Annotated in this window: 19 protein-coding genes; 11 read left to right on the top strand and 8 right to left on the bottom strand. The window is 71.5% G+C overall.

Annotation, left to right across the window (positions count from 1 at the left end):
- Positions 1-57: 57 nt before the first annotated feature.
- On the bottom strand, positions 58-1,260 hold the full coding sequence (locus ACFVTC_RS37635) for an acetyl-CoA C-acetyltransferase (RefSeq protein ID WP_390133486.1): 1,203 nt from the start codon (positions 1,258-1,260) through the stop codon (positions 58-60).
- 146 nt (positions 1,261-1,406) lie between these two features.
- On the opposite strand from ACFVTC_RS37635, the gene mce reads away from it, so the two are divergent.
- The 5 genes from mce to ACFVTC_RS37610 all read left to right on the top strand — a co-directional run bounded on the left by mce (position 1,407) and on the right by ACFVTC_RS37610 (position 8,992).
- The gene (gene mce, locus ACFVTC_RS37630) at positions 1,407-1,847 is read left to right on the top strand and encodes a methylmalonyl-CoA epimerase (protein ID WP_168530283.1); all 441 of its coding nucleotides are present in this window, start codon (positions 1,407-1,409) and stop codon (positions 1,845-1,847) included.
- Positions 1,848-2,113: 266 nt separating this feature from the next.
- Positions 2,114-5,965: a polarized growth protein Scy gene (gene scy, locus ACFVTC_RS37625; protein ID WP_390133484.1), complete on the top strand. Its 3,852-nt coding sequence runs from the start codon at positions 2,114-2,116 to the stop codon at positions 5,963-5,965.
- A 182-nt stretch (positions 5,966-6,147) separates the two neighbouring features.
- Positions 6,148-7,083 carry a cellulose-binding protein gene (locus tag ACFVTC_RS37620; RefSeq protein ID WP_168530281.1) on the top strand — a complete coding sequence of 312 codons (936 nt, stop codon included), beginning with the start codon at positions 6,148-6,150 and terminating at the stop codon, positions 7,081-7,083.
- Between the two features lie 185 nt (positions 7,084-7,268).
- Positions 7,269-8,219, top strand: a complete 951-nt coding sequence (locus ACFVTC_RS37615) for an ABC transporter ATP-binding protein (RefSeq protein ID WP_390133481.1) — start codon at positions 7,269-7,271, stop codon at positions 8,217-8,219.
- Between the two features lie 2 nt (positions 8,220-8,221).
- The gene (locus tag ACFVTC_RS37610; protein WP_356270221.1) at positions 8,222-8,992 is read left to right on the top strand and encodes an ABC transporter permease; all 771 of its coding nucleotides are present in this window, start codon (positions 8,222-8,224) and stop codon (positions 8,990-8,992) included.
- Between the two features lie 33 nt (positions 8,993-9,025).
- Here ACFVTC_RS37610 and ACFVTC_RS37605 read toward each other — a convergent pair whose 3' ends face one another.
- The gene (locus ACFVTC_RS37605) at positions 9,026-10,015 is read right to left on the bottom strand and encodes a hypothetical protein (RefSeq protein ID WP_390133479.1); all 990 of its coding nucleotides are present in this window, start codon (positions 10,013-10,015) and stop codon (positions 9,026-9,028) included.
- A 192-nt stretch (positions 10,016-10,207) separates the two neighbouring features.
- Between ACFVTC_RS37605 and ACFVTC_RS37600 the strand changes: the two genes are divergently transcribed.
- The 3 genes from ACFVTC_RS37600 to ACFVTC_RS37590 all read left to right on the top strand — a co-directional run bounded on the left by ACFVTC_RS37600 (position 10,208) and on the right by ACFVTC_RS37590 (position 13,427).
- Entirely contained in the window at positions 10,208-11,098 is an 891-nt protein-coding gene (locus ACFVTC_RS37600) for a hypothetical protein (protein WP_390133477.1), read from the top strand.
- A 239-nt stretch (positions 11,099-11,337) separates the two neighbouring features.
- A complete protein-coding gene (locus ACFVTC_RS37595; protein WP_390133475.1) occupies positions 11,338-12,585 on the top strand; it encodes an ABC transporter ATP-binding protein in 1,248 nt (415 codons plus the stop codon).
- Complete coding sequence (locus tag ACFVTC_RS37590) at positions 12,582-13,427, top strand: ABC transporter permease (protein ID WP_390133473.1); 846 nt, start codon at positions 12,582-12,584, stop codon at positions 13,425-13,427. The genes ACFVTC_RS37595 and ACFVTC_RS37590 overlap by 4 nt, the downstream gene beginning before the upstream one ends.
- A 31-nt stretch (positions 13,428-13,458) precedes the next feature.
- Here the strand turns inward: ACFVTC_RS37590 and ACFVTC_RS37585 are convergent, their stop codons facing one another.
- Positions 13,459-13,791 carry an ATP/GTP-binding protein gene (locus ACFVTC_RS37585; RefSeq protein ID WP_390133470.1) on the bottom strand — a complete coding sequence of 111 codons (333 nt, stop codon included), beginning with the start codon at positions 13,789-13,791 and terminating at the stop codon, positions 13,459-13,461.
- A 220-nt stretch (positions 13,792-14,011) separates the two neighbouring features.
- On the opposite strand from ACFVTC_RS37585, the gene ACFVTC_RS37580 reads away from it, so the two are divergent.
- Positions 14,012-15,040: an LLM class flavin-dependent oxidoreductase gene (locus ACFVTC_RS37580; protein ID WP_390133468.1), complete on the top strand. Its 1,029-nt coding sequence runs from the start codon at positions 14,012-14,014 to the stop codon at positions 15,038-15,040.
- A gap of 81 nt (positions 15,041-15,121) precedes the next feature.
- Here the strand turns inward: ACFVTC_RS37580 and ACFVTC_RS37575 are convergent, their stop codons facing one another.
- Positions 15,122-15,514: an SCO5389 family protein gene (locus tag ACFVTC_RS37575; RefSeq protein WP_101400700.1), complete on the bottom strand. Its 393-nt coding sequence runs from the start codon at positions 15,512-15,514 to the stop codon at positions 15,122-15,124.
- A 243-nt stretch (positions 15,515-15,757) separates the two neighbouring features.
- Between ACFVTC_RS37575 and nucS the strand changes: the two genes are divergently transcribed.
- Positions 15,758-16,429: an endonuclease NucS gene (gene nucS / locus ACFVTC_RS37570; protein ID WP_194280581.1), complete on the top strand. Its 672-nt coding sequence runs from the start codon at positions 15,758-15,760 to the stop codon at positions 16,427-16,429.
- An 84-nt stretch (positions 16,430-16,513) separates the two neighbouring features.
- Here the strand turns inward: nucS and ACFVTC_RS37565 are convergent, their stop codons facing one another.
- From ACFVTC_RS37565 to ACFVTC_RS37550, 4 genes are all read right to left on the bottom strand, one after another.
- Entirely contained in the window at positions 16,514-19,057 is a 2,544-nt protein-coding gene (locus ACFVTC_RS37565) for an ATP-binding protein (protein WP_390133466.1), read from the bottom strand.
- A 291-nt stretch (positions 19,058-19,348) separates the two neighbouring features.
- Entirely contained in the window at positions 19,349-19,672 is a 324-nt protein-coding gene (locus ACFVTC_RS37560; protein ID WP_168530273.1) for an STAS domain-containing protein, read from the bottom strand.
- 153 nt (positions 19,673-19,825) lie between these two features.
- Complete coding sequence (locus ACFVTC_RS37555) at positions 19,826-20,674, bottom strand: 3-hydroxyacyl-CoA dehydrogenase family protein (protein WP_390133463.1); 849 nt, start codon at positions 20,672-20,674, stop codon at positions 19,826-19,828.
- Positions 20,675-20,799: 125 nt separating this feature from the next.
- Complete coding sequence (locus ACFVTC_RS37550; RefSeq protein ID WP_390133461.1) at positions 20,800-21,042, bottom strand: hypothetical protein; 243 nt, start codon at positions 21,040-21,042, stop codon at positions 20,800-20,802.
- Between the two features lie 41 nt (positions 21,043-21,083).
- On the opposite strand from ACFVTC_RS37550, the gene ACFVTC_RS37545 reads away from it, so the two are divergent.
- Positions 21,084-21,656 carry a cob(I)yrinic acid a,c-diamide adenosyltransferase gene (locus ACFVTC_RS37545; RefSeq protein WP_390133459.1) on the top strand — a complete coding sequence of 191 codons (573 nt, stop codon included), beginning with the start codon at positions 21,084-21,086 and terminating at the stop codon, positions 21,654-21,656.
- Positions 21,657-21,689 lie beyond the last annotated feature (33 nt).

Below are 21,689 nucleotides of genomic sequence, written 5' to 3'. Positions count from 1 at the left end.
CACAGCTCCGTTCAGAGTCGTACGAGACAACGCGGCGGCAGCGCCGCGGCGAGGGATCTACGCCGTGGGTACCCGCACGATCAGCGCGTCACCCTGACCGCCGCCACCGCACAGCGCCGCCGCGCCCACGCCGCCGCCGCGCCGCTTCAGCTCCAGCGCCAGGTGCAGTACGAGACGGGCGCCGGACATGCCGATCGGGTGACCCAGGGCGATCGCGCCGCCGTTGACGTTCACCTTCTCCGTGGACACCCCGAGGTCCTTCATCGACTGCACGGCGACCGCCGCGAACGCCTCGTTGATCTCGATCAGGTCGAGGTCCGAGACGTCCAGGCCCTCCTTCTTCAGGGCGTGCAGGATCGCGTTCGACGGCTGCGACTGCAAAGAGTTGTCCGGTCCGGCCACGTTCCCGTGCGCGCCGATCTCGGCGATCCACTCCAGGCCGAGCTCCTGCGCCTTCGTCCTGCTCATCACGACGACCGCCGCGGCGCCGTCCGAGATCTGCGAGGAGGAGCCCGCCGTGATCGTGCCGTCCCTGGTGAACGCCGGACGCAGCTTGCCGAGCGACTCCGCCGTGGTCTCGGCGCGGATGCCCTCGTCCTTGCTGAAGACGACGGGCTCGCCCTTGCGCTGCGGAATCTCCACCGGCGTGATCTCCGCCTCGAAGACGCCGTTCTTCTGGGCGGCCGCCGCGCGCTGGTGCGAGAGGGCGGCGACTTCGTCCTGCTCCGGACGGGCGATGCCGAGCCGCGTGTTGTGCTTCTCCGTGGACTCGCCCATCGCGATGTTCTCGAAGGCGTCGGTCAGCCCGTCGTGCGCCATGGCGTCGAGCATCTCGATGGCGCCGTACTTGAAGCCCTCACGGGACTTCGGGAGCAGGTGGGGGGCGTTCGTCATGGACTCCTGGCCGCCCGCGACCACGATGTCGAACTCACCGGCCCGGATCAACTGGTCCGCGAGGGCGATCGCGTCCAGGCCCGACAGACACACCTTGTTGATCGTGAGCGCCGGGACGCTCATCGGGATGCCCGCCTTGACGGCCGCCTGCCGCGCCGGGATCTGCCCCGCCCCGGCCTGCAGCACCTGGCCCATGATCACGTACTGCACCTGGTCACCGCCGATGCCCGCGCGGTCGAGGGCGGCTTTGATCGCGAATCCTCCGAGGTCGGCTCCGGAGAAGGACTTCAGCGATCCGAGCAACCGTCCCATCGGGGTGCGGGCACCCGCGACGATCACGGAGGTCGTGCTGTTCGTTCCAGACATGAGGTGCGATCCCCTTCCAGCTTGCACAGCTGAGGAGTGAACGAGGGTTTACTTGAATGTACTGAGCGGTAGGCCACCCGTCATCCGGCTGTCAGTGTGATCGCGCGCACGTTGCGTAACCGCCGCGGGAGCGCTGCACTGGCACCATGCTGACGCGAATCGACCACATCGGGATCGCCTGCTTCGACCTCGACAAGACCGTCGAGTTCTACCGGGCCACGTACGGCTTCGAAGTCTTCCACTCCGAGGTCAACGACGAGCAGGGCGTGCGCGAGGCCATGCTCAAGATCAACGAGACGTCCGACGGCGGCGCCTCCTACCTCCAGCTCCTTGAGCCGACCCGCGAGGACTCGGCCGTCGGCAAGTGGCTGGCGAAGAACGGCGAGGGTGTCCATCACATCGCGTTCGGCACGGCGGACGTCGACGCCGACGCGGGCGACATCAGGGACAAAGGCGTACGCGTCCTCTACGACGAGCCGCGACGCGGCTCCATGGGGTCACGAATCACCTTCCTTCACCCCAAGGATTGCCACGGTGTGCTGACAGAACTGGTCACTTCGGCGGCTGTTGAGTCACCTGAGCACTGACCTCCGTATATCCGGGCCGGTAGGGTTGGGGACGGCCGCCGCCATTTCGGGGCGGCCCGGGGCCTGTCCGGCGACGGGCCCCGAGGTCGTGCCGCCGTGACGACGGCGCGACCGAGGGCCGGGGTCCAGGTTTTCGGGGGACGAGCGTCGGGGCAGCAGCCCGTGCTCCGCTGTTGATCTGACACCATTCCCCGGGGGCACCGTCCGGCGGATGGACGGGGCTCGTTTGGAGAGACTTGCGACCAGGGGACGGATGGGACCGCGCAGTGCGGGGCTACGAACGCCAGGAGCGAGAGCCGGCGGCTGACGTCGACCACCTCTCTCGGTTCGAGGCCGAGATGGAGCGGCTGAAGACCGAGCGGGAGAAGGCCGTCCAGCACGCCGAGGACCTCGGCTATCAGGTCGAGGTGCTGCGCGCCAAGCTGCACGAGGCGCGCCGCAGTCTGGCGACCCGGCCTGCCTACGACAGCGGCGGCGACCTCGGCTACCAGGCCGAGCAGTTGCTCCGTAATGCCCAGATCCAGGCGGATCAGTTGCGCGCCGATGCCGAGCGCGAGATGAGCCAGGCGCGGGCGCAGACGCAGCGCATCCTCCAGGAGCACGCCGAGCAGGCCGCCCGCCTGCAGGCCGAGCTGCACGCCGAGGCGGTCGCGCGGCGTCAGCAGCTCGACCAGGAGCTGGCCGAGCGCCGCCAGACCGTCGAGTCGCACGTCAACGAGAACGTGGCCTGGGCCGAGCAGCTGCGCTCCCGCAGCGAGCAGCAGGCCCGCCGCCTCCTGGACGAGTCGCGGGTCGAGGCGGACCAGGCGCTGAGCACCGCGCGCGCGGAGGCCGAGCGGGTCGCGGCCGAAGCCCGCCAGCGGCTGACGAACGACGCCGAGTCGGCCCGTGCCGAGGCGGAGGCGCTGCTGCGCCGGGCCCGCACGGACGCCGAGCGGCTGCTGAACGCCGCGTCCACCCAGGCCCAGGAGGCCACCGAGCACGCCGAGCAGCTGCGCAGCTCCACGGCGAACGAGTCCGACAGCGCCCGTCGTCAGGCCACCGAGCTGAGCCGGGCCGCCGAGCAGCGGATGACGGCCGCCGAGACGGCACTGCGCGAGGCACGGGCCGAGGCGGACAAGGTCGTCACCGAGGCGAAGGATGTCGCGGCCAAGGCCCTGGCCGGCGCCGAGTCGGCGAACGAGCAGCGCACCCGCACGGCGAAGGAGCAGGTCGCCCGGCTGGTCAGCGAGGCCACCAAGGAGGCCGAGACCACCAGGTCCGAGGCCGAGCAGGTCGTCGCGGAGGCCCGTACCAAGGCCGAGAAGATCGTCGCGGAGGCCGAGGAGAACGCCCGCAGTCTCACCGCCGAGGAGACCGCCTCCCAGCTGTCCAAGGCGGCCCGTACCGCCGAGGACGTGCTCAACAAGGCGTCCGAGGACGCCAGGAAGACCACGAGGGCGGCGGCCGAGGAGGCCGAGCGGATCCGCACCGAGGCGGAGTCCGAGGCGGACCGGCTGCGCGGCGAGGCGCACGACATCGCCGAGCAGCTCAAGGGCACGGCGAAGGACGACACCAAGGAGTACCGGGCCAAGACGGTCGAGCTGCAGGAGGAGGCCCGCCGGCTGCGCGGCGAGGCCGAGCAGCTGCGTGCCGACGCGAACGCCGAGGGCGAACGCCTCCGCGGCGAGGCCCGGCGCGAGGCCGTCCAGCAGATCGAGGAGGCGGCCAAGACCGCCGAGGAACTGCTCGCGAAGGCCAAGGCGGACGCGGACGAGCTCCGGGCGACCGCGACGACCGACAGTGAGCGCGTGCGCACCGAGGCCATCGAGCGCGCCACGGCGCTGCGCCGGCAGGCCGAGGAGACGCTGGAGCGCACGCGCAAGGAGGCCGAGAACAACCGCGCCGAGGCCGTCGAGCTGGCCGAGACGATCAAGGCGGAGGCCGAGCGGGCCGCCGAGACGGTGCGCGAGGACTCCGAGCGCGCCATAGCGGCCCGCCGGACCGAGGCCGCCGAGGAGCTGACCCGGCTGCACACCGAGGCCGAGCAGCGGCTCGCCTCGGCCGAGCAGGCGCTGAGCGACGCGCGAGCGGATGCCGAGCGGATCCGCCGTGAGGCCGCCGAGGAGACGGAGCGGCTGCGCGGCGAGGCCGCCGAGCGGATCCGTACGCTGCAGGCACAGGCCGAGACGGAGGCGGACCGGCTGCGCAACGAGGCCGCCGCGGACGCCTCGGCGTCGCGGGCCGAGGGCGAGAACATCGCCGTACGGCTGCGTTCGGAGGCCGCGGCGGAGGCCGAGCGGCTGAAGTCGGAGGCCCAGGACAGCGCCGACCGGGTACGGGCCGAGGCCCAGGCCGCGGCCGAGCGGCTGGCGACGGAGGGCGCCGAGACGCTGGCCGCCGCCCAGGAGGAGGCCGTACGGCGTCGCCGCGAGGCCGAGGAACTGCTCGGTTCGGCACGCCAGGAGGCCGACCAGGAGCGCGAGCGGGCCCGCGACCAGAGCGAGGAGCTCCTCGCCTCCGCGCGCAACCGCGTGGAGGAGGCCCAGGCCGAGGCCGTACGGCTGGTCGAGGAGGCCGACCGGCGCGCGACCGAGATGGTCTCGAACGCCGAGCAGACCGCACAGCAGGTGCGCGACTCCGTGACCGGGCTGCACGAACAGGCCCAGGAGGAGATCTCGGGCCTGCGCTCCGCCGCCGAGCACGCGGCGGACCGTACCCGCACCGAGGCGCAGGAGGAGGCGGACCGGGTCCGCGCCGACGCGTACGCCGAGCGGGAGCGCGCCTCCGAGGACGCCGGCCGGGTGCGGCGCGAGGCGGCCGAGGAGACGGACGCCGCCAAGTCCCTCGCGGAGCGCACGGTCTCGGAGGCGATCGCCGAGTCCGAGCGGCTGCGCTCGGAAGCCTCGGAACACGCCCAGCGGGTGCGCACCGAGGTGTCGGACGCCATCGCGGGCGCCGACCAGGACGCCTCGCGCACCCGCGCGGAGGCCCGGGAGGACGCGAACCGGATCCGTTCGGACGCGGCCACGCAGGCGGACACCCTCATCAACGAGGCGCGCTCCGAGGCGGAGCGGCTGACGAACGAGACGAACGCGGAGGCCGAGCGGGTCCGCGCCGAATCCACCGCCAAGGCCGATCAGCTGGTCTCGGAGGCGACCGGGGACGCGGAGCGGCTGCGCGCCGAGGCCGCCGACACGGTCGGTTCCGCGCAGCAGCACTCCGAGCGGATCCGCAGCGAGGCGGCGCGGGTCAAGTCCGAGGCGGAGGCGGAGGCGGAGCGGCTCACCTCGGCCGCGCGCGAGGAGGCCGACCGGACGCTGGACGCGGCGCGCCAGGAGGCCAACAAGCGGCGCTCCGAGGCGGCCGAGCAGGTCGACACCCTCATCTCGGAGACGGCGTCGGAGGCCGACAAGCTGCTGGCGGAGGCTCAGCAGAGCGCGCAGAAAGCCACGGCGGACGCCGAGGGCCAGGCCGACACGATGGTGGGCGCGGCCCGCAACGAGGCCGAGCGGCTTGTCTCCGAGGCGACCGTGGAGGGCAACTCCCTTGTGGAGCGCTCCCGTACGGACGCGGACGAGCTGCTGGTCGGCGCGCGCCGGGACGCGACCGCCATAAGGGAGCGGGCGGAGGAACTGCGCGACCGCGTCACCTCGGAGATCGAGGAGCTGCACGAGCGGGCCCGCCGCGAGTCGGCCGAGACGATGAAGAACGCCGGCGAGCGCTGCGACGCGCTCGTGAAGGCGGCCGAGGACCAGCTCGCCGAGGCCGAGGCCAAGGCGAAGGACCTGGTCGCGGAGGCCAACTCCGAGGCGAGCAAGGTGCGTATCGCCGCGGTCAAGAAGGCCGAGGGGCTCCTCAAGGAGGCCGAGCAGAAGAAGTCCTCGCTCGTCGCCGAGGCGACGGAGATCAAGGCCGAGGCGATCCGGGAGGCGCGGCAGGCGGTCGAGGAGGGCAAGCACGAGCTGGAGGTGCTGGTGCGCCGGCGCTCGGACATCAACGCCGAGATCTCCCGTGTCCAGGACGTCCTGGAGGCGTTGGAATCCTTTGAGGCCCCGTCGGGCAACAAGGACGGTGGGGTCAAGGCGGGCGCCGCAGCCGGCGCGACCCGTTCGGGTGGCAAGTCGTCGGAGGGCTAGCCAGAAGCTCCCATTCCGCACCTTTCCGGACCATTGGTGCGGACTCTGGCAAGCGCTCTGACAGCCAGCCACCCAAAAGGAGTGTCATTCTCCAGATCAAACACGTATCCGCTCGATGACACACCGCTTTGGCCCCTAGGATTCCCCCTATCACCTCACCGGTCTCATTCGACAGGAACCCCATGAGCGACACTTCCCCCTACGGCTTCGAGCTTGTGCGGCGTGGGTACGACCGCGCTCAGGTGGACGAACGCATTTCGAAGCTCGTCTCCGACCGTGACAGCGCTCTGGCCCGTATCACTGCTCTCGAGAAGCGCATCGAGGAACTCCACCTCGAAACGCAGAACGCCCAGGCCCAGGTCACCGACGCCGAACCGTCGTACGCGGGTCTCGGCGCGCGGGTCGAGAAGATCCTCCGCCTCGCCGAGGAGGAGGCGAAGGATCTGCGTGACGAGGCGCGTCGCGCGTCCGAGCAGCACCGTGAGCTCGCCGAGTCGGCCGCGCAGCAGGTCCGCAACGATGCAGAATCGTTCGCGTCGGACCGCAAGTCCAAGGCGGAGGACGAGGGCGTCCGGATCGTCGAGAAGGCCAAGAGCGACGCCTCTCAGCTGCGCCAGGAGGCGCAGAAGGACGCCCAGTCCAAGCGCGAGGAGGCGGACGCCCTCTTCGAGGAGACCCGTGCCAAGGCCGCGCAGGCCGCCGCCGACTTCGAGACGAACCTCGCCAAGCGCCGCGAGCAGTCCGAGCGCGACCTGGCCTCGCGTCAGGCCAAGGCCGAGAAGCGCCTCGCGGAGATCGAGCACCGCGCGGAGCAGCTCCGCCTGGAGGCCGAGAAGCTGCGCACGGACGCCGAGCGCCGCGCCCGCCAGACGGTGGAGACGGCCCAGCGCCAGGCCGAGGACATCGTGGCCGACGCGAACGCCAAGGCCGACCGCATCCGCTCGGAGTCCGAGCGCGAGCTGGCGGCGCTGACGAACCGTCGCGACTCCATCAACGCCCAGCTCACGAACGTCCGTGAGATGCTCGCGACGCTCACGGGTGCCGCGGTGGCCGCCGCGAGCACGCCGGCCGAGGACGAGCCCATCTCGCGTGGGGTTCCGGCCCAGCAGTCCCGGTAACCGGTTCCTGTCCACGGCCGCGGCCCGCACCCTCCTCGGGTGCGGGCCGCGGTCGTGGGCGTCGGCAGGGGCTCCGGGAACGGTGCGACAAGCCCTGGCGGCGCGGCCGTGAACCCCGGTGAACAAGCGGCAAAGACCCGCTGGCTCAAGTAGCGCGGCCCTGGGGGGCGCCCTACCGTGGCCGCATGATCGAGCTCGAGGGGCTGACCAAGCGGTACGGCGAGAAGGTGGCGGTCGATCAGCTGTCCTTCGCCGTCAGACCCGGAATCGTGACGGGGTTCCTCGGGCCCAACGGCGCCGGCAAGTCCACCACCATGCGGATGATGCTCGGGCTCGACCGGCCCACCGCGGGTGACGTACGGATCGACGGACAGCACTACGACCACCTCAAGGACCCGCTGAAGTACATCGGTGCCCTGCTGGACGCCAAGGCGATGCACGGTGGCCGCAGCGCCTTCAACCACCTTCTGTGCCTCGCGCAGAGCAACGGCATCCCGAGGGCGCGGGTGGACGAGGTCCTCGACACGGTGGGACTCACCGCGGTCGCGCGGAAGAAGGCCAAGGGCTTCTCGCTGGGCATGGGCCAACGGCTCGGCATCGCGGGCGCCCTGCTCGGCGATCCCCGGATCCTGATGTTCGACGAGCCGGTCAACGGCCTCGACCCCGAGGGCATCCACTGGATCCGCAATCTGATGAAGTCGCTGGCCTCGCAGGGGCGGACCGTGTTCGTGTCCAGTCACCTCATGAGCGAGATGGCGCTGACCGCCGACCACCTCGTCGTCATCGGACAGGGCCGGTTGCTGGCCGACACGTCCATGGCCGACTTCATCCAGCGCAACTCCCGGTCGTACGTCCGCATCCGCACCCCGCAGCGCGAACGGCTGCTCGATGTGCTGCACGAGGCCGGGATCACCGTCGTCGAGAGCGGCAGCGGCGCCCTGGAGGTGGACGGCGGCAAGTCCGAGCAGATCGGTGAGCTGGCCGCGCGTCACCAGCTCGTCCTGCACGAGCTGAGTCCCCAGCAGGCCTCCCTCGAGGAGGCTTTCATGCAGCTGACCGCGGAGTCGGTGGAATACCACGCCCACTCCGACACCCCGCCCCACGAGTGGGGCGGCGACTGGCGGAAGGATTCCTGAGCATGGCGGCCTCCCAGGTCCTCAGGTCCGAGTGGACCAAGATCCGGTCCGTTGCCTCCACGGTCTGGACACTCGGCCTCGCCGCCGTCGTCACGATCGCGCTCGGCATCCTGATCTCACTGCTGTCCAAGAACGAGTTCGACAAGCTGGACACGAAGGACCGGCTCTCCTTCGACCCGACGTACATCAGCTTCGCCGGGATGAGTCTCGGTCAGCTCGCGATGATCGTGTTCGGGGTGCTCGTGGTCGGCAACGAGTACAGCACCGGCATGATCCGCACCTCGCTCGCCGCGGTCCCGCAGCGTGCCACGTTCCTCTTCAGCAAGGTCGCGGTGGCGACGGGGCTCGCCTTCGTGGTCGGCATCATCACGAGCTTCGTCGCGTTCTTCCTCGGGCAGGCGACGCTCGGCACGCACCGGGCGTCGATCGGCGACCACGGGGTGCTGCGCGCGGTGATCGGTGGCGGGCTGTACATGACGCTCATCGCGGTGTTCTCGATGGGTGTGGCGACGATGCTGCGCAGTCCGATGCTCTCGCTGGGCATCCTGATGCCGTTCTTCTTCCTGATCTCCAACATCCTCGGCGCGGTCTCCGCGACCAAGAAGATCGGCCGCTATCTGCCCGACCAGGCCGGCAGCAAGATCATGCGGGTGGTGACCCCGGTCGGTGACGACACCCCGTACGGGCCCTGGGGCGGCCTCGCGATCATGGTGCTGTGGGTGGTCGCGGCACTCCTGGGCGGCTACGCGCTGCTCAAGAGGCGGGACGCCTAGCCGGGGGCGGACGGCCGAGAGGCGTGCGCGCGTTCAGGGAACGGGACGCGTGGCGTCGCCGTCGTCGTCGGACGGCGGCGCCTGGATCAGCCCGTCGAAGTCCGTCCAGCCCTCCCAGCGCCACACGTCCCTGTGGAGGTCGGGCTGCAGCGGCACGAAACGGCCGAGTTCGAAGTCACCGGCCTCCAGGTCGAACCAGCGCTCGTCGGCGACCTCGGTGCCCAGGCCCACGGTCCGCGCCGTCAGCCGCACCAGCAGCTTCACCCCGTACGAACCCGCGAGGTCCTTTCCCTGGATGTGCCGGAACGGCAGCTCGGCCACCGGCGCCTGGACCGGTATCCACACCGTGAACGGCGCCCCGCGCTCGACCGCGAGCCAGTACCGCTCGTCGGCCGGCTCCCCCTGTGCGTCGAGGACCTTCAGCCACTGCTTGTAGATGACCAGGCTGCCGTCGTGCGGGGAGCGCTCCAGATAGCGCAGGTGGGCACGGGCACGCAGGTCCACGACGGACAGGTTGTCGAAACGGTTGTAGAAGCGGACGGCGATGATCGCGTCCTCGCTGTTCGCGTGCTGCCGCGAGTAGCCCGGGAAGTCGGCGGTCCAGGCGTGCGAGATGCTGGCCCGCTGCCGCCAGACGAACGGCCGCAGCGCGAACATCTTGATCAGCACGATGCCCAGCAGCACCGCGGGCACCAGGGCGCCGGTGACGGAGGCGACCGTGGCGAGCAGCTGGTGCGCGGTGCTGTCCGGCTCGGGCGACAGGCTGTCCGTGCCGACGCTGGCCCGCAGCACCGCGAGGCTGAGGTCGAGCAGCCGCTCCCCGTTCGAGAACCGCTCCGCCATCGACCGCGCGGAGTGCTCGGTCAGTGTCCAGGCCGTCGCGATGACGACGGAGAGCCCTGCCAGCGCGCCGAGTGTCATCAGCAGCAGCGCGTGCACGGTACGTCCGGCGATCCACCAGCGAACGGACGTACGGAAGCGCGGATGCGTCCGGCCCCGCCCCGCCGCTCCCCTGGCGTCCACCCCTTGCCCTGTGCGCCTCAACTTGCTTCCCCCGTAACCGACTTGGCTCCCACTCGTAGAATGGGACGGCATGATTCCCGGTGTCCGTTCCGGCCAACCCTGCCGCGGCGGGCGAGAGCGGGCCCCGCTCCGGGTACATCTCGCGTGAAAGGCTGTGCCCGTATCGCGCGACCACCCCCGAAGGGCGTCACCGTGACGACGAAGGACCGAAGCCTCCAGGCGCTGGGCCTGGACGACGTGCCCGCCAAGCAGCCGCTCACCTATCCCGGCCGGCCCACCCCCGAACCCTCCCTGCTGACCGGCGGCGAGCTGCTCCAGCTCGACGTACGGCCGCTGCGACTCGGCGAGTGGTACGTGGAGGAGCGCCAGGCGCAGCAGCGGCTGGACGAGGCGCTGGCCGACCTCGGCCAGGCCGGGACCGGCAACCGCCATCCGGTGATCGCGGTCGGTTCGAACGCCTCTCCCGGCCAGGTCGCCCACAAGCTCACCCGGCTCGGCATCCCGGCGACCGTGCCGATGGTGCCGGTGCGGGTGCACGGCATCGGCGTGGGATGCTCGGGGCACATCAGTCCGGCGGGTTACGTGGCGGGCACGCCGTACGTCGACCGGGGCGCCGCGACCACGCTGGTCGTCACCTGGCTGGACCCGACGCAGCTGAAGGCGGTCGACGACACCGAGTTCCCGGACTACCGGCGGGCGATACTGCCCGGCGACGCGTTCGAGATGACGATGCCGTCCGGGGAGCGGCTCGGCGGCGCGTACATCTACTTCAGCGCGCACGGGGTGCTGGCGGACCCGGCCACCGGACGGCCGCGGCCCGGCGGCGGGGACCAGGCGGAGCTGCTCGCCGCGCTGCTCGCCGGCTCCGGCAGGCTGCGGGAGCTGCTCGGGCCCGATCCGGCGGCCTGGGTGCGGCGGGCCGGGGCCGATCGCGCGCTGCGTGAGCGGGGCACGCTCGTCTTCGGCGAGGAGGGCTGGGTACTGCCGCAGACGGACTTCCTGCCGTACGTCGACGACGCGGCCGAACTGCGGCTGTACGACGACCTGCCGCCCCTGGACGACTCACTGCCCTCGCGGGGCTGAGGACGAGCCGGAGCCGAGGTGCGATCGGCCGGCTCCGGGGTCCCGTTTCCGGCCTGACCTGGGACGACGGGTACCTGACAAGGGCCGCAGCCGGGACGCGCCCTCCCCGCCGACCCCTCCCCCGCGTGACCTGCACGGTTTTACTTTCTCTTGAGCGGAACCGTCAGCGCCCCGATATCCTCCTAAGCCTTACGGGGGCGTGCGCCCCGACGTCCTGAACCTTTCGATGGGTGCGGAGCATGATCGAGGCAGTCGGCCTGACGAAGCGCTATGGCGCCAAGACGGCCGTGTACAACCTTTCCTTCCAGGTGCGGCCGGGCGCCGTCACCGGCTTCCTCGGGCCCAACGGCTCCGGCAAGTCGACGACGATGCGGATGATCCTCGGCCTCGACAACCCCTCATCGGGCCAGGTGACGATCGGCGGCTTCCCGTACCGCAAGCTGCCGAACGCGCCCCGCCAGGTCGGCGCGCTCCTCGATGCCAAGGCCGTGCACGGCGGCCGGCACGCCCGCAACCACCTGCTCTGCCTCGCCCAGCTGTCGGGCATCCCGGCCCGCCGGGTGGACGAGGTGCTCGGTGTGGTCGGTCTGCAGGACGTGGCCAGGAAGCGCTCCAAGGGCTTCTCGCTGGGTATGGGCCAGCGGCTCGGCATCGCCGCCGCGCTGCTCGGCGACCCGCAGGTGCTGCTCTTCGACGAGCCGGTCAACGGCCTCGACCCCGAGGGCATCCTCTGGGTCCGCAACCTCATGAAGGCGCTCGCGGCGGAGGGCCGTACGGTCTTCGTCTCCTCGCACCTGATGAGCGAGATGGCGCTGACCGCCGACCACCTGATCGTGATCGGCCGCGGCCAGCTGCTCGCCGACCAGAACATCAAGGACTTCATCTCGCACAACTCGGCCGACTTCGCCCGGGTCCGCACCCCGGACACGGAGCCGCAGCAGCGCGAGAAGCTGACGGCCGCCCTGACCGAGGCCGGCGGCCAGGTGATGCCCGAGCAGGACGGCGGCCTCCGGGTCACCGGGCTGCCGCTGCCCCGCATCAGCGACCTCGCGCACGGCGCCGACGTACGGCTGTGGGAGCTGTCGCCGCACCAGGCCTCGCTGGAGGAGGCGTACATGCGGATGACGCAGGGAGCCGTCGACTACCGCTCGACGATCGACCAGCGGGCCGGATTCCAGCAGGAGCCGCCGCCCGGCGCGATGCCGCCGCCGCAGATACCGGTGCCGGGGCAGGGCCAGCCGGGCTGGTACGCACCGCCGCCGCCCCAGCAGGGCGGGCAGCCGTTCGCGATGCCGCCCGGAGCGCCCCGGACGGGCCCGTACGGCGCTCCGGGCGCCCCCGCCGCCGGCCAGGGTCCCTACGGCGCTCCGCCCGCTCCCGGCGCCGCTGACGCCAACCCGTACGCCCAGCCCGCGCCGCAGGCCCCCGCGCAGCCGCCCGCCGCGCCCGCCGCCCCCGACCTCACCAAGCCCGAGGACGCCCGATGAGCACGCCCCAGCCGCCGATGCCGCAGCCGACCGCCGCTGCCCCCCACTGGCAGGGGGCGCCCGGCACGTCGTACACCTCGCCGATCCCGATCACCCGCACCCACCTCGGGCACGCGCTCACCTCCGAGTGGACGAAGATCAGGTCGGTGCGCTCCACGCTGTGGACGCTCGGCATCTTCCTGCTCCTGGTGATCGGCATCGGCTTCCTGGTCGCCGCGCAGACCACGAACGAGGACTTCGCGGACGTGCCGTACACGATCCCGGCGTTCTTCGGCCTGATGCTCGGGCAGATCTGCCTGATCACGCTGGGCGTGCTGGTCGTCTCGTCCGAGTACGGCACCGGCATGATCCGTACGACGTTCACGGCGTCGCCGCAGCGGTACCGGGTGCTCGCCGCGAAGCTGATCATCTTCTTCGCGGTGGCCTTCGTCGTCTCCGCCTTCGCGATCGGGCTGGTCGGCCTGATCACCGAGGGGATGCACAGCGGACCGTCCCCGGTACCGTGGGCCGGCACCGTCGTGATGGGCGCGCTGTACGTGTCGCTGCTCGGCGTCCTGGCGCTCGCGGTGGGCTCGATGCTGCGTCACTCGGCGGGCGCGATCACCACGATGCTCGGCGTCGTGCTGGTACCCGCGATCATGCCGGCGTTCCTGATGATGTCCGAGAGCATGCGGACGCTCGGGGAGAAGATGCAGGAGTACAACGCCCCGAACGCCCTCGCCCGGATCTTCCAGCTCGACAGGGAGAGCGGCCACGGCGGCGCGCAGCTCGGCCTGCTCGCAGGAGTGACGGCGGCCGCCGTCGTCGGTGCCTTCGTCCTCCTGGACCGCCGGGACGTGTGACGCCCCGAGCCCCACAGGAACCTGAAGTCGCCTAGAACCTGGGCGCGTTACGGGACCGCTGCACCCGCGTGGTGCGGCGGTCCTTCGCGTTCCAGCAGGCCTTGTGCCAGTGACGGCGCTCGTCGACGCCCGAGTGCTCCGGCCAGGCCACCACGTGCGGGAGCCCGGAGGGGATCATCTGGTCGCAGCCGGGACAGCGGTAGGTCTTGCCCTGCGCGCTGGCGCCCGCCACATGACGCACGCTCCACTCCTCGCCCTGCCAGTCCTCCGTGGACTGCCAGCCGCCGTACCGCTCGGAGCGGTCGTCCTCCGCGCTCCGGCCGGAGGGGTCGGAACCCTTGGAACGGTTGCGACGCGGGGACACAGGACACCTCACGGAGCTGTACAGGGGGCAGGGACCTCGTCCAGCCTACGCGGCACCCACAGGGGTAGGCGTACCTCACAACCCGCTCGGATCGCCCTCCCGTCGGAGCATTCTGCAGACAATCCGGAAATCCCTCCGACAGGCCGTGTCTTCGGCACGTGTCGGACGGTTATGCCGGTCGGGGGAGCTCCGTGTCGGAGCCGAGGAAGCAGGAAGCACCATGCACGTTGGAAGTTTTGTACTGGCGGCCCAGTTCCCCGGACAGGGCCAGGGAGAGGCCCTGCACCGGGCGGTGCGGACGGCCGAGGTCGCGGAGGCGGCCGGGCTCGACGCGGTGTGGCTGGCGGAGCACCACTTCGTGCCGTACGGGACGTGCCCGTCGGCCGTCACCCTCGCCGCCCTGCTGCTCGGCCGCACCAGCCGCATCCGCGTCGGCACCGCCGTGAGCGTACTGCCCACCGTCCACCCGGTGGCACTCGGCGAGCAGGCCGCGCTGCTGCACGTGACCTCGGGCGGCCGCTTCTCGCTGGGCGTGGGGCGCGGCGGCCCCTGGGTCGACCTGGAGGTCTTCGGCTCGGGCCTGGAGGCGTACGAGAAGGGGTTCCCCGAATCACTCGACCTGCTGATGCGCTGGCTGCGCGAACCGTCCGTGGAGGCCCGCGGCGAGCGGTTCGCCTTCCGCGAGGTCCCCGTCGTCCCCCGGCCCTCGGAGACACTGAGCGGCTCCCCCGGTCCCGAGGTCGTGGTCGCCTGCACCTCACCGGCGAGTGTGCGGCTGGCCGCCGAACGCGGACTGCCGATGCTCCTCGGCATGCATGTGGGTGACGAGGAGAAGGCCGAAATGGTGGCCCTGTGGCGGCAGTACGCGCGTGTGGCGGGCCACCCCGCGGACGAGATCCGCGCCGCGGCCCACGTGTCCGCCGGCGTCTGCCAGATCGCGGACCGCCGTACCGACGCCGTGGAGACGCTCCTCAAGGCGATGCCGGGCTGGTTGAAGCAGGGGCTGGACGCGCATGTCACGGTCGACGGCCGCGCGCGCTCGATGCGGGACCCCCACGCGTACACCGAACTGCTCTGCGGGCTGCACCCGGTGGGCACCCCCCGGCTGTGCGCGGACCGGCTCGCGGCGACCTCGGAGCGGACCGGCATCTCCCGCTTCGCCCTGCTCGTCGAGGGCTCGGGAGATCTGGCGGCGACGGAGGAGAACGTGCTCAGGCTCGGCGCCGAGGTGCTCCCCCACCTCGGCTGAACCCCGCACGCGGGAAGCTTGCCGCCCCGGTACAGATGCACCTCCCGCGTACGGAGCGGCAAGCAGTGCGGCATCAAGGCGTCAGCAGTCGCGGAACTCCGGCGACTGGTTCAGCAACTGACTGCGCACCGAGGTGAAGCGTGCCAGTGTGTCGTCCACCGATGCGTCCAGTGGGAACACCGCCACCCGGTGGCAGTTCTGGAAAGCCAGCCGCACACCGAAGTGCCGCTGCAGCGCGCCGCGTATCGCGTCACTCGCGAGCGCACGCAGCAGCTGGCCACGTGCCTGCTCGTCCGGCGGAGGCGTCTGGTTGTCGGCGAAGTTGCCGCCGTCCACCTTCAGCTGAGCCACCAGGGAGCTGATCATCTCCCATGCGTAGGGCAGGGAGGTCCGGACGCAGTCGACGAATTCAGCTTCGTCGACCTCGCCTCGCTCGGCCTTTTCGAGTAGGGCCGGTGAGACGTCGAGCGACATGGGTTCTCCTCTCGCACCCCCAGAGCGCGGGGGTTGCCGGACAGATGAGGGAACTCGCGATCTCCAACACGCTGAGTACACACATCGCGACCTCCCGTTTATACGGTAAGCAACGTACGGTGACGGCACCAGGAGAATGCGCACATAGTGAACTCCCACTAGGCACACAATCAGCCACCAACGAACAGGCGTCTTCCAGGGCGAATCGCGTCGACCTGTGCCCGTCGAGTAGCGTTGCCGACCATGCGTCTCGTCATTGCCCGCTGCTCCGTCGACTACGCGGGCCGGCTCACCGCCCATCTCCCGTCGGCCCCCCGCCTCATCCTGGTGAAGGCGGACGGGAGCGTCTCGATCCACGCGGACGACCGCGCCTACAAGCCCCTCAACTGGATGTCGCCGCCGTGCACCCTGAAGGAGGGCGCGGGCGAGGAGGAGGGCGTCTGGACCGTCATCAACAAGGCGGGCGAGAAACTCATCATCACGATGGAGGAGATCCTGCACGACTCCTCGCACGAACTCGGCGTGGATCCCGGCCTGATCAAGGACGGCGTGGAAGCGCACCTCCAGGAGCTCCTCGCGGACCGCATCGACACCCTCGGCGAGGGCTACACGCTGATCCGCCGCGAGTACATGACGGCCATCGGGCCCGTCGACATCCTGTGCCGCGACGCCGAGGGCGGGACCGTCGCCATCGAGATCAAGCGGCGCGGCGAGATCGACGGCGTGGAGCAGCTCACCCGCTACCTCGAACTCCTCAACCGCGACCCGCACCTCGCCCCGGTCCGCGGCATCTTCGCCGCCCAGGAGATCAAGCCGCAGGCCCGCGTCCTCGCCACGGACCGCGGCATCGGCTGCACGGTCCTCGACTACAACGCGCTGCGCGGCATCGAGGACGACAAACTGCGCCTGTTCTGACGCACACCGCCGCGACGCGCACGAGCGCACAGCGAGGAGGGCCGGGTCCGCTGACGGACCCGGCCCTCCTCGCTGTACCCGGTCTCAGATCACCGCGCCGCTCGGGGTCCCGGCGCCGCCGCTCTCCGGAACACCCGCGGAACTGCTCTCCGGAGCGCCGACGGTGGCGCTGCTCGCCGGTGCGCCGGGGCCGCTCGCGGTGTCGGTGGTGGACGGCTCCGTCGACGGACTGGAGGTGTCCGAGGGCGGCGGCGACGAGGGAGCCGTCGACGACTTCGACGGAGAAGGGCTCGACGACGGCCTCGACGGGGACGACGACGGCTTGGAGGTCGGCGGCTTCGAGGTCGGCTTGGACGGCGACTTCGACGGCCCGCCGCCCGACCCGTGCGTTCCGCTCGGATCGTCCGACGGCTTCCCTTCGGCCGGCGGCGTCGGGTCGTCCGAGGTCCCGTAGGTGCCGTCGGGGCCGGGATCGGTCGGCGTGCTCACCACGCCCGAGCCGCTCCCGCCGTCGTCCCCGCCCTTCTTCGGCTTGTCCGCGCCGAGACTGTCGTCGTCGGAGCCCTGACTCGCCGACGGGTTGACGCCGACCCTCTCGGACGGGGTGTCGCTGTTGTTGTTCGAGGTCGCGCCGAGCGTCACCACGGTGCCCAGCACGGCCACCAGGAGCGCGCCCGCGCCCGCCGCGACCAGATTGCGCCGGGTACCGCTGACCAGCCGCCCGGCGACCCCGACGTGCTTGTCCGCACCCGGCTGCGCGCGATGGGTGATCAGCGTCGAGGGCTCTCCGTAAGGATCGGACAGCGCCACCGCGGGGAACGCGGCCGGTACGCCACCGGGCGGCGAGGCGGACTCCTCGTGCCGCGCGTCGGACACCTCCTCGCCCGCCGTCGCGAGGGCGCCGGGCAGGACCTCGCCGGAGCGGTCCGCGACCAGGGCGAGGGCGCGGCGGCCCGCCACGGTGCCCCGTTTGTCGGCGAGGGCGCCGCGCAGACCGATGGATGCCTCCAGCTCGGCGCGGGCCCGGTCCAGCTGACCGCCGCAAAGCGCGAGGATGCCCAACTCGTGGTGGAAGTAGGCTTGTTCGCCTACGTCTCCGGCGAGCTGAGCGGCCTCGGCGCCGGCCCGCAGGGCCCGCTCCCAGGCGCTCCAGTGCAGCCCGGCGGCGAACGCGGGCGCGGCCGTGCGGGCCAGCAGCACGGCGGGGTTCTCGTCCTGCTCGTCGGTCGGGGCCGTACTGAGCGGGACCAGCACCCCGAGCGCGGCGAGCACCGCGTCGGCCTCGGCGCAGACCCGCTCCGGGGTGACCGAGGGGTGTCCGGCCCACCAGGTGTAGTGCTGGGCCGCGGCGCCGGCCTGCTCCTCGATGTCGTCGGCGTATCCAGCGGTCTCCAGCTGGGCCTGCACACCGGCCGCCAGCCGGTAGCGGGAGCCGACCGGGGAGACCAGCGAGCAGCTCGCCAGTTCGGCGAGCGCGGCGTCGGCGTGGGTGTCGCCCATGAGGGCGGGCAGGTGCGCCTGGTGCGGCACCTCGCCCCCCAGGGCGACGGCGAACCGCAGGGTGGCGCGGGCCGACTCGCTGAGCCGGGACGCGAGCAGCGAGGCGGGTGCGGCGCCCTCGGCGAGCGAGGGCAGCGGTGTCGCGGTGCCCTCGTCGTCGTCCACGGGCGCGTCCACCGGGGCGTCCTCGAGGTAGCCGTACGCGTCGAAGGCGCTCGGGTCGGCGCTCAGCTGGTCGCGCTGCCGCAGCAGGGCGCCGGCCTGCATGAAGCGCAGCGGAAGCCCCTCGGACTCGAACCAGAGGTCGCCCGCCCAGTTCGACTCCTCCTCGGTCAGCGCGCGTCCGACGGCCCGCTCCAGCAGTTCGAGGCCACCGGCCCGCGCGAGGCCGCCGAGGTGCACCTCTTCGAGGAGGGAGCCGGCGGACGGCGCGGGGACGTCGGGGGTCGCGGCGACGAGGAAGGCGCACTCGGGTGTGGCCTCGAGGAGCTCGTCCAGCGCCGCGCCGCCGATCTCCGCGTCGTCGAGGACGACGACCGCGCCGATCGCGTGGACGAGGTCGCTCAGCTCGTCCCGTTCCGGCCGGTGCAGGGGCGCGCGGTACACGGCGGCGAAGAGGTCGTGCAGGAGATCGTTCGCACCGCGCCGGTAGCCGGAGAGACGGACGACGCCGTCGGGCGCGAGGTCCGCGCAGTCCTCGGCGACAGCCTCGAGCAGGCTGGTGCGGCCGGAGCCGGCCGGACCGGTGAGGCGTACGGAGCGCCCGCGCGCCAGCAGGCGGACCAGCTTCTCGCGCTCCTCCTGGCGCTCCAGGAGCGGCAGTCGGGGCTGGGCCGGTCCCGCCGGTACGGGCGGCTGGGAGGCGCGGTTCAGCTCGGCGCGCTCCACGGCGGTGAACTTGACGGGCCGCTGCGGACGCTCGTCCGGCGGGCAGGTCTTTATCTCGCTGCCGTCGACGGGATTGACGGTGAGCAGGAAGTCGCCCGAGACCAGCTGGACGGTACGGGCGAGTACGGGCGTGTGCTGCCCCAGGTCCGCGGTGAGCGGATCGCGTGGCGGGCGCGGGCGCGGCGCCTGGCCGTCGTCGTCATGGACGTACTCTTCGGATCCCCGGTTGGTCGGGTCCATGTTCCAAGCCCCCCAAAAGCGTCGTGTGCCGAGCCCCTCCCGGCCTGGCTGCACACCGCGCTGTCGCTTCTGGTCCGGTGCCCGCTCGAAGGGTTTCGGGCGGCGGGCAGCCGAACCCTAAACCTTCGCACAGTATCTAGGAACAGCCGGGGTACCGCGCCGCCCGAGACGTCACAGCTTCATGAGGATTGCGCGCGTCGTACGTTTCGTACGCCGCTCAGGTGGTACGTCGCTCACGGCGCGTACGCCGGGGCGCGCCCGGCCGGCTCCCTGGGAAGGGCCGCTGGCGGGTCACACACGGGGCAGCGACTCGACCCCGATGCCGCCTTCGATCGCGAGGATCCGGTGCAGCCGGGTGGCCACCAGCAGACGCTGCATCTGCGGGGGCACGCCGCGCAGCACGAGCCGTCGGCCGCACCGCCCGGCCCGCCGGTGGGCGCCCATGATGACACCGAGCCCGGTGGCGTCCCAGGAGTCCAGCTCGGACAGGTCCAGCACCAGGTCGCCGGCTCCGTCGTCGACGGCCGAGTGCAGGACCGTACGGGCGTCCGCCGCGCTGCGTACGTCGAGGCGGCCCCCGACGACCACCTCGGCGTGGTCGCCCCTGATGTACATATGCGCTCCCCGGGAGTGCGTCTCGTACGCTGCGTCAGCCTGCGTCTTCCGTGTGCACCGTCTGACTGCCCTGAGGGCTCAGAGGTTGCCGTCTGTAAGCGAACCGATACCGAATTCACCTCATGGGGTGATGCTCCAGAGGCGCACGCGATGTCAGTGCTTGTAGAAGCCCTGCCCGCTCTTGCGCCCGATGTCACCGGCGTCAACCATCCGGCGCATCAGCTCGGGCGGGGCGAACTTCTCGTCCTGGGTCTCGGTGTAGATGTTGCCGGTGGCGTGCAGCAGGATGTCGACGCCGGTCAGGTCGGCCGTGGCGAGCGGTCCCATGGCGTGTCCGAAGCCCAGCTTGCAGGCCAGGTCGATGTCCTCGGCGCTCGCCACGCCGGACTCGTACAGCTTGGTGGCCTCGACGACGAGGGCCGAGATGAGACGGGTCGTCACGAAGCCGGCCACGTCACGGTTGACGACGATGCAGGTCTTGCCGACGGACTCGGCGAACTCCTTCGCGGTGGCGAGGGTCTCGTCGCTCGTCTTGTATCCGCGCACCAGTTCGCACAGCTGCATCATCGGCACCGGCGAGAAGAAGTGGACACCGACGACCCGCTCCGGGTGCTCGGTGGCCGCCGCGATCTTGGTGATCGGGATCGCGGAGGTGTTGGAGGCGAGTACGGCGTCGGGACGGACGATCTTGTCCAGGGTCCGGAAGATCTCGTGCTTGACCTCGAGCTTCTCGAACACCGCCTCGACCACGACGTCCGCGTCCGCGGCGGCGTCGAGGTCGGTGGTCGCGGTGATCCGGCCGAGCGCGGCGTCGGCGTCGTGCGCCTCCAGCCTGCCCTTGCTCACGAACCTGTCGTAGGAGGCCTTGATACCGTCCGTGCCACGCTTCAGCGCCTCGTCGGTGACGTCGCGCAGGACGACGTCCCAGCCCGCCTGCGCGGACACCTGGGCGATGCCGGACCCCATCAGGCCGGCTCCGATGACGGCGAGCTTCCGTGCCACTGTGCGACTCCCCTGACGCGCTGTATATGTCTGCCTCTCGGGCGGACACTAGCGCTCGCGCGGGCCCCTGTGACCGGTAAGTAATGCGCGTCACGTCTCATCTGACGGACATCACACCGGATGGCTCACCCCGCGCCGCGCACCCCGTAGTTGAGCGCCTTCCCGGCCAACAGGTCCTGGGTCCCGCAGGGGAGGGCGACCGCCTCGCGTGACACTTCGTCCGGATTACGGCCGGCTCCCGCATTGCCGCCGCGCCGTCCGGTGGACGCGGGAAAGGAGCGGCGCGCGGGCGTCCGCGCCGCCGCCCACGGGCCGTACGGCGTCCCGGTCGCCGTCGGCCCGGCGGTGCCCGCCGTGACGGTGGGCACACGTGCGCGCCGGAAGGCCGGGGCGTAACTACGCTGACCCCATGGTCAATCTGACGCGCATCTACACCAGGACCGGCGACCAGGGCAGTACCGCCCTCGGGGACATGAGCCGGGTCTCCAAGACCGATCTGCGGATCTCGGCGTACGCGGACGCCAACGAGGCGAACGCGGTGCTCGGTACGGCGATCGCGCTCGGCGGGCTCGACGAGGACGTCGTCACCGTCCTCACCCGTGTGCAGAACGACCTGTTCGACGTGGGGGCCGACCTGTCGACCCCCGTGGCCGAGAACCCCGCGTACCCGCCCCTGCGCGTCGAGCAGTTCTACATCGACCGGCTGGAGGCGGAGTGCGACCGCTTCAACGACGAACTGGAGAAACTCCGCTCCTTCATCCTGCCCGGCGGCACACCCGGCGCGGCACTGCTGCATCAGGCGTGCACGGTGGTGCGGCGGGCCGAGCGCTCGACATGGGCCGCACTCGAGGTGCACGGCGAGCTCATGAACCCGCTGACCGCCACCTACCTCAACCGCCTCTCCGACCTGCTCTTCATCCTGGCTCGGACGGCGAACAAGGCGACCGGCGACGTCCTGTGGGTGCCCGGCGGGGAGCGCTGACCCACAGCGGCCCGGGAGCGGACGGGCCCGGCG

The organism is Streptomyces sp. NPDC057950 (assembly GCF_042887295.1).
Classification (GTDB): Bacteria; Actinomycetota; Actinomycetes; order Streptomycetales; family Streptomycetaceae; genus Streptomyces; species Streptomyces kaempferi.
This window is presented reverse-complemented; position numbering and strand designations above follow the sequence as displayed.

Coding starts and splice junctions, on each gene's coding strand:
- ACFVTC_RS37635 (WP_390133486.1), bottom strand. CDS start 1,260: ATGTCTGGAACGAACAGCACGACCTCCGTGATCGTCGCGGGTGCCCGC.
- mce (WP_168530283.1), top strand. CDS start 1,407: ATGCTGACGCGAATCGACCACATCGGGATCGCCTGCTTCGACCTCGAC.
- ACFVTC_RS37620 (WP_168530281.1), top strand. CDS start 6,148: ATGAGCGACACTTCCCCCTACGGCTTCGAGCTTGTGCGGCGTGGGTAC.
- ACFVTC_RS37615 (WP_390133481.1), top strand. CDS start 7,269: ATGATCGAGCTCGAGGGGCTGACCAAGCGGTACGGCGAGAAGGTGGCG.
- ACFVTC_RS37610 (WP_356270221.1), top strand. CDS start 8,222: ATGGCGGCCTCCCAGGTCCTCAGGTCCGAGTGGACCAAGATCCGGTCC.
- ACFVTC_RS37595 (WP_390133475.1), top strand. CDS start 11,338: ATGATCGAGGCAGTCGGCCTGACGAAGCGCTATGGCGCCAAGACGGCC.
- ACFVTC_RS37590 (WP_390133473.1), top strand. CDS start 12,582: ATGAGCACGCCCCAGCCGCCGATGCCGCAGCCGACCGCCGCTGCCCCC.
- ACFVTC_RS37580 (WP_390133468.1), top strand. CDS start 14,012: ATGCACGTTGGAAGTTTTGTACTGGCGGCCCAGTTCCCCGGACAGGGC.
- ACFVTC_RS37575 (WP_101400700.1), bottom strand. CDS start 15,514: ATGTCGCTCGACGTCTCACCGGCCCTACTCGAAAAGGCCGAGCGAGGC.
- nucS (WP_194280581.1), top strand. CDS start 15,758: ATGCGTCTCGTCATTGCCCGCTGCTCCGTCGACTACGCGGGCCGGCTC.
- ACFVTC_RS37565 (WP_390133466.1), bottom strand. CDS start 19,057: ATGGACCCGACCAACCGGGGATCCGAAGAGTACGTCCATGACGACGAC.
- ACFVTC_RS37560 (WP_168530273.1), bottom strand. CDS start 19,672: ATGTACATCAGGGGCGACCACGCCGAGGTGGTCGTCGGGGGCCGCCTC.
- ACFVTC_RS37545 (WP_390133459.1), top strand. CDS start 21,084: ATGGTCAATCTGACGCGCATCTACACCAGGACCGGCGACCAGGGCAGT.